The 13,645-nt window shown below is 63.9% G+C and carries 10 protein-coding genes; 1 reads left to right on the forward strand and 9 read right to left on the reverse strand.

Features of this window, described 5'->3' with window-relative positions; translation table 11 throughout:
* Positions 1-449: 449 nt before the first annotated feature.
* The 8 genes from GFD25_RS02015 to GFD25_RS02050 all read right to left on the reverse strand — a co-directional run bounded on the left by GFD25_RS02015 (position 450) and on the right by GFD25_RS02050 (position 11,210).
* Positions 450-3,362 carry an alpha-L-rhamnosidase-related protein gene (locus GFD25_RS02015; RefSeq protein WP_163229464.1) on the reverse strand — a complete coding sequence of 971 codons (2,913 nt, stop codon included), beginning with the start codon at positions 3,360-3,362 and terminating at the stop codon, positions 450-452.
* Between the two features lie 201 nt (positions 3,363-3,563).
* Entirely contained in the window at positions 3,564-4,493 is a 930-nt protein-coding gene (locus GFD25_RS02020; RefSeq protein ID WP_163229466.1) for a glycoside hydrolase family 43 protein, read from the reverse strand.
* A gap of 18 nt (positions 4,494-4,511) precedes the next feature.
* Positions 4,512-4,778, reverse strand: a complete 267-nt coding sequence (locus GFD25_RS02025) for a glycoside hydrolase family 43 protein (RefSeq protein ID WP_163229468.1) — start codon at positions 4,776-4,778, stop codon at positions 4,512-4,514.
* On the reverse strand, positions 4,775-5,458 hold the full coding sequence (locus GFD25_RS02030; RefSeq protein ID WP_163229470.1) for a YesL family protein: 684 nt from the start codon (positions 5,456-5,458) through the stop codon (positions 4,775-4,777). Before GFD25_RS02030 ends, GFD25_RS02025 begins: the two co-directional genes overlap by 4 nt.
* 42 nt (positions 5,459-5,500) lie before the next feature.
* The gene (locus tag GFD25_RS02035; RefSeq protein WP_163229472.1) at positions 5,501-6,631 is read right to left on the reverse strand and encodes a glycoside hydrolase family 43 protein; all 1,131 of its coding nucleotides are present in this window, start codon (positions 6,629-6,631) and stop codon (positions 5,501-5,503) included.
* 720 nt (positions 6,632-7,351) lie between these two features.
* Entirely contained in the window at positions 7,352-8,308 is a 957-nt protein-coding gene (locus GFD25_RS02040) for a carbohydrate ABC transporter permease (RefSeq protein WP_163229474.1), read from the reverse strand.
* A gap of 18 nt (positions 8,309-8,326) precedes the next feature.
* Positions 8,327-9,331, reverse strand: a complete 1,005-nt coding sequence (locus tag GFD25_RS02045; protein ID WP_163229476.1) for an ABC transporter permease — start codon at positions 9,329-9,331, stop codon at positions 8,327-8,329.
* Positions 9,332-9,593: 262 nt separating this feature from the next.
* The gene (locus GFD25_RS02050; RefSeq protein ID WP_163229478.1) at positions 9,594-11,210 is read right to left on the reverse strand and encodes a type 2 periplasmic-binding domain-containing protein; all 1,617 of its coding nucleotides are present in this window, start codon (positions 11,208-11,210) and stop codon (positions 9,594-9,596) included.
* A gap of 420 nt (positions 11,211-11,630) precedes the next feature.
* On the opposite strand from GFD25_RS02050, the gene GFD25_RS02055 reads away from it, so the two are divergent.
* A complete protein-coding gene (locus tag GFD25_RS02055) occupies positions 11,631-12,680 on the forward strand; it encodes a LacI family DNA-binding transcriptional regulator (RefSeq protein ID WP_163229480.1) in 1,050 nt (349 codons plus the stop codon).
* A 19-nt stretch (positions 12,681-12,699) separates the two neighbouring features.
* Here the strand turns inward: GFD25_RS02055 and GFD25_RS02060 are convergent, their stop codons facing one another.
* Positions 12,700-13,488, reverse strand: a complete 789-nt coding sequence (locus GFD25_RS02060) for a hypothetical protein (protein WP_163229482.1) — start codon at positions 13,486-13,488, stop codon at positions 12,700-12,702.
* Positions 13,489-13,645 lie beyond the last annotated feature (157 nt).

Here is a 13,645-nt window from a genome sequence, read left to right on the forward strand (position 1 = left end):
AGCCCGGAAGCCATCGACGCCCCGACACATATGGCCCTCCAGCAAGGTAGGCCAAGAAATTCGTTCGGGAAACGCCTCATACACATGACATCCAGCGAGGCAAATCCCGGAAACCATCTGCAAGTCGCTTCACATGTGAGCTGCATAGCAGGGCAACCCCGGGAAGTATCGGTGATCCGCCCCGCACACAGATGCCCAAGCGGGGCAAATCCCGGAAACCTCACTCCGTTGCCCTGCATGCAGTTCCCTGCGAGGCGTCCCAAGGAATCTACCCGCGATCCGCCCCGCATACGCCCCTCCTTGTGGGCAAAACACGGAAATACCCCGCGACCCGCCTCGCTGACCAACCTGCCTGCGGGGCGAATCACCGAAGACTCCGGCACATTGCCCTGTTCACACTGGCACATCCGGGGCAATCCGCCGAACCTACCCGCGCATCACCCCGCAATTCATCCGATGAAGCGATGGCGACCGGGGACAAGATCACGGTAGGTAGCGGTCGGCAGAGTCACGTCGGCGCGGGTGCGCGACGGAACGGTCAGATCGAGTTCGATCGCGCCATCCTCCCTCACCTGATACGCAACATGGATGTCGCCGGCCGGCGTCGGAACAACCGCACCCGCCTCGCGCACCCCGCCCGGTTGCGGCGCGACCTCGAACCGGCGGTATCCCGGCGCGAGCGGACGCACGCCCATCAATCCTTCCGTCAGCAGGAACGCCGGCGACGCGGCCCACGGATGCGAGTACGTGGTGTTCGGCTTGCGTGCCACGTCCCACGCCTCCATCGTGCCGCCCGCGTTCTGCGCGATCATATATGCCCACGAATGCGTGGTGCGACGGTCGACGATCATCGCGGTCGCATCGGCGGCGGCGTCGGCCGCACCCGTCCCATACAGTCCGAGCAGGTACGGTGCGGCCGTGTACACGCTGCACGCCATGCCGCGCGACCGCAGGAACGCGACGACCCGCCGCACCCGATCGGCCGGCACATCGGCGAACGCCAAGGCAAACGCTGACGCATGCAACGACGCATGATCGATCGGTACGAATCGGCGGCCGCCGGCAACGAACCCGGCCGCGTCGTCATCGGTCGCGCGAACCATCAGTCCGTCCACATACGCGCCGCGACCCGCGTCGTACAGCCGATCATGGATCGCCGCACGCATGCGAGACGCGACGGCCGCGAAACGCGACGCATCGTCGTCATGCCCGACGGCCCGCGCGAGATCGGCCATATCGGCGTAAGCCCGCGAGGCGAGCGCGTTGACGACCGTGTTGACCTGCCCGAACCGGAATCCGTCGCGCTCGGACGGCGGCCAGTCCACGAGATCGCCGTCGGTCTTGCTCGACTCCCCCGGTTCCTTGACGACCAGACCGGTCGCCGCGTCGAGATAGCGGTCGGGCAGCAAGGTGAGCAGACCGTCGTACTGGTCGGCGATCTGCGCGGTCGAGCCGCTGCGCATCCACGAATCGTGCACGGCGAGGATGAGGTACAACGGCCATTCGGTGGGCCAGGTGCGGTTCGCGATGAGGTAGTCGACCGTGTAGGCGCCGAGCGCGGGCGCCGCGTCGAGCGCGAGGTGCGCGCGCTGCTGGAGCCACGCGTCGGCCTCGTAGGCGGCACGTTCGCGGGTCCACGAATCGGCGTAGATGTTGCCGTTCAGCGCCTCGATCGTGTGCGCGGACAGCTGCCAGACCCTGTCGAGCGCGGGGTCGGACGAATGGAACGAGCCCGGATATCCGTCAGTCGAGCCGTCGAGGGACGGGTAGACGAGCGCGGCGGCGGACAGTGCGGGAGTACCGGTGCGGTCGCCGTCTCCGCCGAACAGGATCTCCTCGATCGCGGCGGCGCGTTCGTCCAGTCCGATGGGCGACGGCGTATCCCACGACGACGGCGCGGCCGGCGGCTGGGCGACGCTGATCTCGACGTAGCGGAAGACGCGCAGCCCCCATGTTGCGAGCGGCCCGCAGCCGGGCGTGACGTGCCAGCGGTCCTCGTACGCGTTGCCGGCGGAGAGGTGGAATTTCACCGAACCGTCGGGGTTGAGCACCTCGCCGTAACGGACGGTGACGTCGATCGGCCGGCGCGGGTGCAGGTTGAGTCGGATGCCGCCCATGCGCGCGCCGCCGAAGTCGGCGATGACGCTGAGGATCTGGGCGTCAGAATCAGTGTCGGCCGTACCGCGAATCGCATCCTCGCCCATACAGCAGACCGCCGCATCATCGGGATCGTCCTGTTTCACGGGGCGTTCCACGCGCAGCAGCGATGCCGGACGCACGTAGCGTACGGCGAGTTTGTCGGTCGGCGTGGCCAGCAATTCGGCGAATTGCGGCTTGACGGTCACGGGAAGCCAGTCTCGACTGTCGCCGCCGAGATCACCGGAGCCCGGATCGGCGAAAAGCCGCGGATACGCGTCGCCGCGCAGGTTTTCGGCGGGGGCGTCGAAGTACTGCGTGCCGATCGACGCGCTGGGCGGGTAGACGGCGGACGGATCGGCGAGCGCGCGCCAGGTCATGCCATGCGTGGCGTCCGCGCCGGTGCCGTAGTGTTCGATGGTGCCGTCCGTATAGCAGACGTCGAGTTGGGCGATAAAGCGACGGTCGTCCATCGTGTAGGCGACGACGCCGATCGCGTTCGTCTCGCCCGATCGCAGGAGAGCGGTGACGTCGTATCCGTCGTATCGGGCCTCGTCGTGGATCGGGAAAGTCGGGCCGACGCCGACGAATCGGTTGTTGAGCCAGAGTCGATAGACGAACTGGCGCGCGGGGCGGGTGGATGCGGCCGTCGCGTTGAGCGTCGCCCAGCGGATCGGCTTGCCGGGCAGCGTGACGGTGCCGCGCAGGAACGCCCATCCGGCGGCGTTGCCGAGATCGCGGTTGTGACGATCGGCCGAATCATCCACATCATTTCGATCGATCAAACCATCTTTTTTGTCATTTCGGCCGAGCGATGCAAGCGGAGCAATCTTCTCATCCCCAGCTTCCGCGCTCCAAATCGGGTCGGCCTGCCACTCGTGACCCGCACCGGTGCCGAACGTGGCCGGCTCGGCCCAATCGCCAATCGCGCCATCCGCATACTTCCATCGCAGCGACGTCCAGTATCGGCGCGACGCCCTCATATCGATGTCGTCCAGCATCACGCCGCCCCACGCATCGCCATCGATCCAATCACTGTCCCATACCGTGCCGCGCCCGGCCAGCGCATCTTCGCGGGTTTCGGCAACGACCGCCCGGCAAGCGACCGGATCGCCGCTATGTACCGGATCAGTCGCTTCCTTGTCGGCGTCGTCACGCCATCGCAGCACAGGCGTGATGCCTGGTTCCAGATCCACCGGGGCGTGACGATCGTTGATCAGCAGCATGATGGGACTCCTCCTTGAGTGACGAGCCGGACGGCAGGTTTCCGCGCATAATCGGCGCATCGGCTTTTCAGCCTATCCGGCGCGCCGCACCGTTGCCATGTTTTGCCACCTGTTGCCATTGTCACGGCCAGCGGCATGTTACTGTGCGCGAACCGACGCAAAACAACCGATTCGCGTTGGTTTGCGCACAGAGGACTCGCGTCACTCCCCGAAGGCGGCGACGAGCCGGTCGCGTTCGGCGGCGGTGATGGGCATGACGGTGCCGTGACGCGGTTTGCCGCCGTCCGCATTGGTCGGGATGCCTTCGCGCAGCTTGCCGCTGACCGGCACCCAACCGTCCGGGTCGGCGAGGTCCTGCGTGGCGAAGCCGATGTAATGGTTCGGGCCGCCGTGGTAACGCGGCTGGTCGATGAACAGGAACCAGCGGTATCCGTTCACGTCGCCGGGGTTCGCGCGGAAGATGCACGGCCCTTCGCCGTGCGCGAAGAGTTTCGGCGTACCATCGGCGTCCGTTTCGCCGTTCGGCAGCCCGACACCGACGTTTTCGCGGATCAGCTGCCAGCCGTCGGGCGTCGCACCATGCTCGCCCGGAAGCGTCCCGACGACCGGCGTCATCAGGTCATGCGACCGTTCCTCGCGCACGGTCATGAGCTTCTCGTCCTTGACGAACCGGTACCACCAGTCGCCGTCGTGCGCAACGGTCGCGTCGATCAGGCCGAATCCGTCGTGACCGTTGCCGCGGCACACGTCCATCCACGCGCGAGGCCGGGAGAACGTGCGGAAATCCTTGGTCGTCGCGATCATCATGCGTCCGTAGGTCGGCAGTTCGCGCGCGGTCTGCGCGGCGATCTCGTCGGCGGTCATGCGCGCGGGGTCGGACTGTGCGGACGACGCAAGCGAAGCGGTCGGCGCAGTCGCGTCGTCGGCCCCGTGGGACACGGAACCAGCCGCAGCGTCACCGCCGCCCACCACCGCCGGATACAGGTTCGACGACCAGTAGACCGCGTATTCGCCGAGTTCGGGCACCCAGTACGCTTCCGGCGCCCACGTATTGCCGGCGTCCGGCGCGGAGACGAGAACGTGCCGCTGACCGCCCCAGTGCACGAGGTCGTCGGATTCCCAGATCTCCAAGCAGCGTGAGCCACGGCATTAGGCTTCGCGGAAGCCGCCGTGCAGCGCGGCGACGTTGAGGTCGGTGGCGATGATATAGAAGCGATCGCCGTCGTGCGAGCGCATGATGAACGGATCGCGCAGACCGCGAGTGCCGAAGGCGGACGTAAGCAGCGGACGGCCGCCGTTGAGCGTCCGCCAGTTCAGCGCGTCGTTGCCGCGCGAGATGGCGAGGCTGATCCGCTCGCTGTCGCCTTGGTCGCCGGTGAAGTACGCCCAGACGTACGCTTCGTATGGTTGCGTCATGATTCCTTCTTCTTTCCGCGACGCTTCTTTTCCTCGACCGGCTCGAGCACGTGGATGTCCATGCCGGGCACGCGGCCGTAGGAGTAGATGCACATCATCGCGGCGAACACCGGCACGGTGATGCCGAGCGCGACGCCGAGACCGGGCCAGGTCCAGTACGCCCAGACGGTCGCGCAGAACAGCACGGTCACCATGAACGAGCACCACGGGCGCGCGATCACCATCGAGACCGACGTGCGCACCACCCACATCGGCTTTTCGTCGAAGTTCGCGCGGATCGCCCACGAGACGAGCACGAACAGGCCGTACAGCACGTTGATGACGAGCAGTACGCCGGATACCGCGTAGCCGATGCGGCCCATGTCGTTCCAGTTGACGAGGTAATAGTCCCAGATCAGCAGCGCCCAGACGATGAACTGCGGCCAGCCGAACAGGTTCGCGCCGGCCAGTTCCGCCTTCCATGCGCGGTGGAACGTGACCCAGCTCTGCTTGATGGTCCACGAGCGGTCCTTCACGTCGAGCAGCCAGGTGCGGAACGTGGTGTACAGGGCCGCGATCGACGGGAAGAAACCGCCGACGACCAGGCCCATGACCGTATGCACGACGAACGCGACCTGACACACCATGAGCATCAGGATGATGCGGCACACGAACTCGTATCCGACTGCGAACCGTTGCATGGAAGCTCCCTTACCCGTTGACCAACGATTGTGTGAACGCTATCACCCAAGTGTACCGTCAGCCGCGCGCAGCCGGTCGTATTCGGCGCGGGACAGGGACATCACGCCGCCATGCTTGGTGTGCGGGCGCATGGAAAAGTCGCCGGAACGCAGGTAATCGAACCCCTTGTCGGGATCGGTGGTGACCATCGGGCGGTAGCCGATCGACGGGATCACGTCCACGTACAGGTACGCGCGGTCGTCGGAGTGCGAGGCGAACAGCGCCGGACCTTCCACGCCGGCCGGATCGCGGTTCGGGATCCAGTCGACGCCGATCTCCTCCTGGATGACGTGCCACTCGGTTCCCGGTTCCCACCAGCGCGGCGCGTCGGTCGCGTCGAGCCAGATGCCGCGCTTGACCTCGGCCGGTTCGACCGTGGACGCGCCGTTCGCCTTGGTCGCGCGGTAGGTGCGGATGGTGCCGTCGGGCAGCGCGCGCTGCAGCATGGTCGTGTCGATCGTCGGGCGGTGCTTGTCGATGAAGATGCCGCCGTATTCGAACGTCTCGTCGGTGAAGTCGCTCGTCGCGCCCCACAGGATGCGGTCGTAGACGGAGTCGTCGGCATGTTCGGGATCGTCGTCGGCGAACAGCTTGCTCGACCAGTACACGACGAACGCGCCACGGCTGCCGTTGTGCTCGGCCTCCGAGCCTTCGGGATAGTAGTCCGCGACCCACAAGGCCTCCGGCGCCCACGCCATGCCGAGCTGGGCATGCGTGCCGTCGACGCGACGGGAGACGTCGAGCGCGTGCGGTTCGCTCCAGTGAATCAGATCGTCGGAGTACCAGATGATGAGATTCGTGCTGCCGTGATGCGAGAAGCCGTACCACGGGCTGCCCGGCGCGGAGCCGCGGCCGGTGCCGTCGAAGACGCGCAGGTCGGTGGCGATGATGTAGACGCGGCCGGTTTCCGGATTGCGGGTCAGGTACGGGTCGCGCACGCCGGTCGTGCCGAGGTTCGACGTGAGGATCGGATTGCCGCCGTTCAACGGATGCCAGCGTTCGGGATCGTCGCCTTCGGAGATGTCGAGGTAGATGCGCTCGGCGTAGTTGTCGGGGTCTTCGATGAAGTGGACGAGCAGGTAGCCGTACGGGTCGGCCGGCGCCTGCGGTTGCGGCAATCTGGTGGTTGCCATAGTTGGTTCCTTTCACTGTTCACAGTGCGGATGGATGGATGTGTGCGCGTCCGTGCGGGTTCTGCGTGGCGGTTTTCGCGCAACGGATATGGACATGAAAAAGCCGGGCGCACGGCCGAAACGGAAGCGGAAGGAGAGAAATCTTCTGTTCTGGAAGTGCGCCCGGCAAGTGTGTAGGATTCCGTTCCCCGTTTCAGGGGAACGCTGTCGGCTGCAGGATGACTGGAGCCGCGACCTCGGACCGCGGGGAGGACGGGATTCGGCTGTGAGCGACGCTGTTTTGTTGGCGGATTCGCGGCGATACCCCACCCGTCAGCGTTGCTGACACCCTCCCCTGAGAGGGGAGGGAGGGGAGAATCTTGACCGGCTCTGCCTTCGGATCTGCAATTACGGACACACTGCGTGTGACATCATGCTGGCTCGATATCGCTCGCCCCACGCCTACAGACAGTCCACCGGACTGTCTTGACCGCTCCGGTCCTGCAATTAAGGACTCGCCTGCGGCGAGGCTCAATGCTGGCTCCGGGCTGCGGCCTGTATTGCCGCAGCCCTCCGCTCGGCGCAGCCGGACAGTCCACTGGACTGTCCTGAAAGGCTGATCGAAGATCAGTCCTGCAACAGCGGACCTCGCTACGCTCGGACTCAATCCGACCTTCGCTCGGCTACCGCCTCACTCAGGCTGATCCTACGGACAGTCCACCGGACTGTCCGCTTAACGGATCAGCCCTTTACAGCGCCGACCATAACCCCCTTGTTGAAGTACTTCTGGAGGAAGGGGTAGAGGATGAGGAGCGGGATCGTGGAGATCAGGATGATGCCGTACTTGATCTGGTCGGCGAAGAGCTGCAGCTCGCCGGCGCTCATCGAGGAGTTGCCGGTCTGCGTCGAGTTCGCGAGCAGGATGTCGCGCAGCACGTTCTGCAGCGGCTGCTTGTGCGTGTCCTGGATGTACACGAGGCCCGTGCCGAAGTCGTTCCAGTGCTGCACGAAGTAGTACAGCATGATCACGGCCATGATCGCGGCGGACAGCGGGATGACGATCTTGAAGAAGAAGCCGTAGTACGACTCGCCGTCCAGCTGGGCGGCCTCGTGCAGCTCCTCCGGGATCGAGGACTCGAAGAACGAACGCGCGACGATCAGGTTGAACACGTTGACCGCGCTCGGCAGGATGAACACCCACATGGTGTCCAGCAGGCCGAGGGAACGGAACAGCAGGTAGTTCGGGATCATGCCGCCCGCGAAGAACATCGTGAACGTGAAGAAGAACATGATGATGCGGCGCGGGGCGAACTCGCGGCGGCTCAGCGCGAACGCGGCGGGGATGGTCACGGCCACGTTGAGCGCGGTGCCGAGCACGGAGTAGATGATCGTGTTGAGGTAGCCCTGCCACACGCGGTCGTCGGAGAACACCATCTCGTAGCCCTTGACGTTGAAGCCGAGCGGCCACAGCGTCACCTTGCCGGATGCGACGAGCGTCTGGTCGGAGAACGACGCGATGATCACGAACCAGATCGGATAGAGCACCGCGAGCACGACCAGGGTCAGGATCGTCCAGATCACGATGTCGACGATCCAGTCGCCGACGGTGCGATGCTGCGTGACCTTCGGGTTCCACGGAATCTCGTCCGCGGCGGTCTTCGGCGCGACGCCGGTGGGGGTTGCAGTTGCTTGTGCCATGATGTATCACCCGCTCCTTTAGAAGATGCTCGTGTCCGAGAACTTCTTCGAGATGAAGTTGGTCAGCACCAGGAAGAAGAAGTTGATCAGTGTGTTGAAGAGCGTCGCGGCCGTGGACAGGGAGATCTGGCCGTTCAAGATACCCATCTTGTAGATGAAGGTCGAGAGGACCTCGGAACCGGGCAGGTTCAGCGCGTTCTGCATCAGGAAGGTCTTGTCGAAGCCGACGTTCAGGATGCCGCCCATGTTCAGGATCAGCATGATCACGCAGGTGGGCAGGATGGTCGGCAGGTCGACGGACCAGATGAGCTGGAGTCGGCCGGCGCCGTCGATCTTGGCGGCCTCGTACAGCGACGTGTCGACCGCGGAGAGGGCCGCGAGGTAGATGATGCAGTTCCAGCCGCAGTGCTGCCAGACCTCGGTGATCCAGTAGATCGGGGCGAAGAACTGCGGGTAGGCCAGCAGGCTCTGCTCGCCGAAGAAGCGGCCGATCATGCCGGTGTTCGGCGACAGGAAGATGTTGATGAGCGAGACCATGACGACCGTGGAGATGAAGTGCGGCATGTACGTGATGGTCTGCACGAAGGACTTGATCTTCATCGAATGGATCTGGTTGATGAGCAGCGCCAGGATGATCGGGAAGACGAAGCCGAAGGCGACGGTCTGCACGGCGATGTTGATCGTGTTGCGCAGGATCGTGCCGAACTGAGGGTTCTGGAAGAACTGGTTGAAGTATTTGAGACCGACGAACTTGCCGCCGATCAGGCCCTTGCGCGGATCGTAATCCTTGAAGGCGAGCAGCAGGCCGTACATCGGGACGTATGCGAAGAGCGCCACGAAGATCATGGCCGGCAGGACGAAGGTCCACAACTGCCAATAGAGCTTGAGATGCCGTCCGATGCGCACCGGAAGCGGCTGATGCTTGCGGGCCGCGATATTGTCAACAACCGGCGCGGAAACCGCGTTGCCCGCGTCGACGGTCTGCGAGACTGCGCTCGCGCCCGTGCCTGTGTTCTGTACCATTGTTCCTCTTTGGAGATGGGTTGGTTTGTTGGGAGGGGAGCGCCCCCTCTTGCGAGGGAGCGCTCGTTGTTTCTCTGTCCCCCTTGCGGGGAATTCCCCTTTTTTGCTCCCCTGAGCGGGGATCTTCTTTGTTTCTTTGCTCCCCCTGATAGGGGGAGCTGGCCACGAAACGGACTGGGGGTCAGAGGCCAGTCGCGCTTGACCCCTCAGTCAGCCTGCGGCTGGCAGCTCCCCCTGACAGGGGGCGCTGGCGTGGAGGAGATCACTCGTTGATCTTCTTCCAGGCGTCGTCGTACCACTTCTGCCACAGCTGGTTGTTCTCGTCGATGCCGAGCGGCTGGATGCCCTTGACATAGGCGTCCCAGGTGGCGTCGTCGTCCGCGCCGCCGTTCTGGATGAACTTGGCGATCTGCGGCAGGGCGGCGGTCAGGTAGGTGGCGGAGTTGTTCGACAGCGTGGTGGAATCCGCGTCGGACGGCAGAAGCGTGATCGGGAAGTAGTCCTTGCCGACGTTCTCAAGGGCCTTGGCGTACACGTCGTCGGCCTTCTTCAGGCGTTCGGCGGCCTCGTCGCCCTTGATGGTGACGGAATCCGGGATCCAGCCGGCGAAGCGGTCGGCGAAGGCCGGGCTCTTGTCGTTGGCGCCGAGGTTGAAGAACTTGGAGTTCACGGTGTAGGTGTCGTTGCCCTCATCGGTGACCCATTCGCCGAAGGCGCCGAAACGCTGCTGGATGGAGTTGGAGGAGCCGTCGTACATGGCGTTGATGAGCTTGAAGATCGCGTCCTTGTTCGGGGCGTCGGCGGACACGGCCACGCCGTAGTCCTCGAACGTGCCTTCGTCCTGCGAGTGATCGGCGGCGGCGGTCACGCCGTCGGCGGAGGACGGCCATTCGATCGCCTCGTACTGGTCACGCAGATCGGCGCCGAAGGCGTTCGGCTCGTTGGTGATGGCCAGGCCCACGGTGGCGGTCTTGCCATCCGACGAACCGGTCAGCGACGCGTAGTACTTGGACGAGTCCTGCGTCAGCGAGTCCTTCGGGCTGTAGCCCTTCTCGATCATCGTGTGCAGGAACTCGACGGTCTCGCGCAGCTGGTCGGAGACCAGGTAGTTCTTGACCTTGCCGTTCTCGACGTACGCGCCGTAACGCGACGGGGAGTTGTTGAACTGCGTGGAGATGCCGGTGGAGTTCAGGAACAGCAGCGGGGACCACCAGCCGATGTCGGAGCCCATGTTGCGCATCGCGTACGGGATCTCGTCGGCCTGGCCGTTGCCGTTCGGATCCTGGGTCTTGAACGCGTCCATCACCTTGAACAGCTCGTCCCAGGTCTTCGGCACCTGCAGGCCCAGCTTGTCGAGCCAGGTCTTGTTGATGAACAGGTGCTGGCCGGAGGTCTTGTAGTTCTTGCCGGAGTAACGCGGCAGGGTGTACATCTTGCCGTCGGGGGTGGTGACCATGCCCTTGGCGAGCGGCTGCTCCTTGAAGAACTTCTCGACGTTCGGCATCTTGTCGAGATCGTCCGACAGATCCTCGAAGAACTGGTACTTCTGCGCGTCGGCCGGGTGGTAGCCGCGGATGGTGACGTCGGCCGGGTTGCCTGCGGACAGGGTCGCGGACTTCTGCTGCGTCCACTGGGCGTCGGAAACCTGGGACCATTCGATCGTGCAGCCGCACGCCTTCTCGAGGTCCTTGGTCCAGGACATGTTCTTGACGTCCTGGTTGGTCGCGTTCTGGAACATGACCTTGACCAGCGGCTTGCCGTTCTCGTCGACCTGCTTCTTGTCGGCGGAAGAGGAGCCGCAGCCCGCCAGGATCATGGACATGGCGCCGACGGCCGCGATGGCGGCCATGGCCTTCTTCGCCACACCTTTGTTCGACATCTTGTTTCCTTTCTTGTGCGCGTTCATCGCGCACCGATACGACTGAGCCCCCGCCCGGCGCGGAAGGAAAAGGAAGAAAACCGTACCGGACAACAACTCAATTATCGGTTCACCTCGTCGTGGGGTTAACGCTAACCAATATAAGCCATAGATTAACGTTCAGCAAATTGTGCAGGGAAAAACCGCGAGACAACCGGAAGCAATACCGTAGATCGCTTATATTCCAACGGTTTTCTCGATTGCAAATTTTGGCAAAATCATAGTTTACGGTTAACTTTCGGCGTGTCGCATACTGCTCAAATCGCGTATTTGACGAAATGCTGGGATTATCTATATGATTATCGGTAAACAACGGAGATCGTTAACCTAACGTTGGGTTACGATAGAGAAGTTCTACACAAGGCATGCCAAAGGAGCATCATGAAACGAGCCGCCGTCACGCTGAAAGATGTAGCCGCAGCAGCCGGCGTATCGGCCATGACCGCATCCAAGGCCATGCGCAACGCGCCCGGCATCAGCGATGCCACGCGCGACCGCATCCAGGCCATCGCCAAGGAGATGGGCTACACCGCCAACGCGTCGGCCAGCATGCTCAAATCCGGCCGCAGCGGCATCATCCAAGTCATCGTCAACGAATACGACATCCCGTTCTATTCGAAACTCATCGACGCGCTGTCGAACGCGATCGTCAGCCAAGACATGGTGCCGTTCCTGCAGGAGACGAAATACCAGTCGGACACCGCGGCCACCGCGCTGTCGAACTCGCTGTTCTCCGGCACGCTTGCCGACGGCGTGATCATCCACGCCTCGGGCCTGACCGGCGAACTCGTCGACTCGATCAAACAGGGTCGTCCGGCGCTGTTCATCGACACCTGCGAGGAAAAGACCCTCGTCTCCGCGATCATGTTCCCCAACGAGGAGGGCGCACGCGCGGCCGTGCAGCATCTCGCCGCGCAGGGCTGCAAGCGCATCGGCATCGTCGGCCCGCCGTTCATCGACAAGAACGAACTGCTGTCCGCGCCCACCACGCGCAAGCTGCGCCTTATGGGCGCGAAGTCGGCGCTCATCAACCTCGGCTTGCCGTACGACGAATCGGTCGTGATCCCGCTCAAGGGCATGAACGAGGAGTACGCGCGCGAGGCGATCCGCGAGCGCGGCCGCGACGGGCTGCCGTTCGACGGGTTGTTCTGCCTGAACGACTCCTCCGCGATCGGCACGATCCGCGGACTTGCCGATCTTGGACTGCGCGTGCCGGACGACGTGAAGGTGATCGGCTTCGACGGCGTGACCTCGGGCGAGTTCATGGTGCCGTCGCTGACGACGATCAGCGTGGACATGGGCCAGCTCGCCTCGCTTGCCGTGATGAACCTGCGCCAGCAGATCGAGGCCCCGGCCGGCAAACGCCCCGACCCGACCACGATCACCGTCGGCTACACGCTCACCCAGCGCGAATCCACCGCGGTGCGATAGCCCTTAGCCGAAGCAGCCCCTACTCGAACTTCAGGTAGTCGACGAACTCGCGCGCACGTTCGGCGTGCGTGTCGTCGACGATGTTGCTGAACACGAGGATCGCGTCGTCCGGCAGGCCGTCGATGCCGGTCCACGTGGCCGACTTGGACAGGTCGAGGCCCTGCGCCTTGGACACATCGTCGGTCGTCTCGCCGTTCTTGTCGACCAGCGCGCCGGACGCCGCCAGCGCGGCCTGCGCATCCTTGCCTTCGGCGTCCTTGATCGGCGAGACGTAGCCACGCTGCATGAGCGTCGGCATCGAATCCCTGTCCACGATCATCATGTTGATGTCGCCGGCGGTGACACGCACCATGATCTTCGCGGAATCGTCCTCGTACATGTTCGAGGTGTCGCCGCCGAGCCGGTACGAGCCGTCGATGTCCACGAGACGGTCGTCGTCGATCTTGGCTTCCTTGACGAACGCCTCCTTGAGCTCGTCGAGCTGGGCCGCGTAGTCGTCCATGCCGAATCCGACGATCGCCAGCTCCGGATCGGGCGCCTTGAGCGCCACCGACAGCACCAGCGAAAGCACCATGGCGACGGCGATGACCGCGCCGACCACAATCAACAGGAAATGCTGCACGAAGAACGGCCACTTGTCCTTGGCGGGCAGTTCCCTGAACGTCTTCCACTTCGACTGTTTCGCGTACTTGTTCGTAGCGGCGAGCGCGGCGACCGCATCCTGCTGTTCAGCGGTCAGGATGCCGGGGGTCGCTTCGCCGCTGCCGTTCGCGGCGCCGGTGTTCCCCAGTTTGTCGTCATCAGCCATATCAGGACCTCCCCTATGCAATGTTCCTGAGTATAGTCGGCAAACTGGGGATTGACTGGAGACCGGGCCGCCGGCGGCAGCTCGGACCGGGAAGGTCACGCGAGGGATTGTTGCGGTACAAAACCGTCGCGTGACCGGCCGTTATCCCGTGTCTTGC

The sequence above is a fragment of the Bifidobacterium aerophilum genome, assembly GCF_010667685.1.
Lineage (GTDB): Bacteria > Actinomycetota > Actinomycetes > Actinomycetales > Bifidobacteriaceae > Bifidobacterium > Bifidobacterium aerophilum.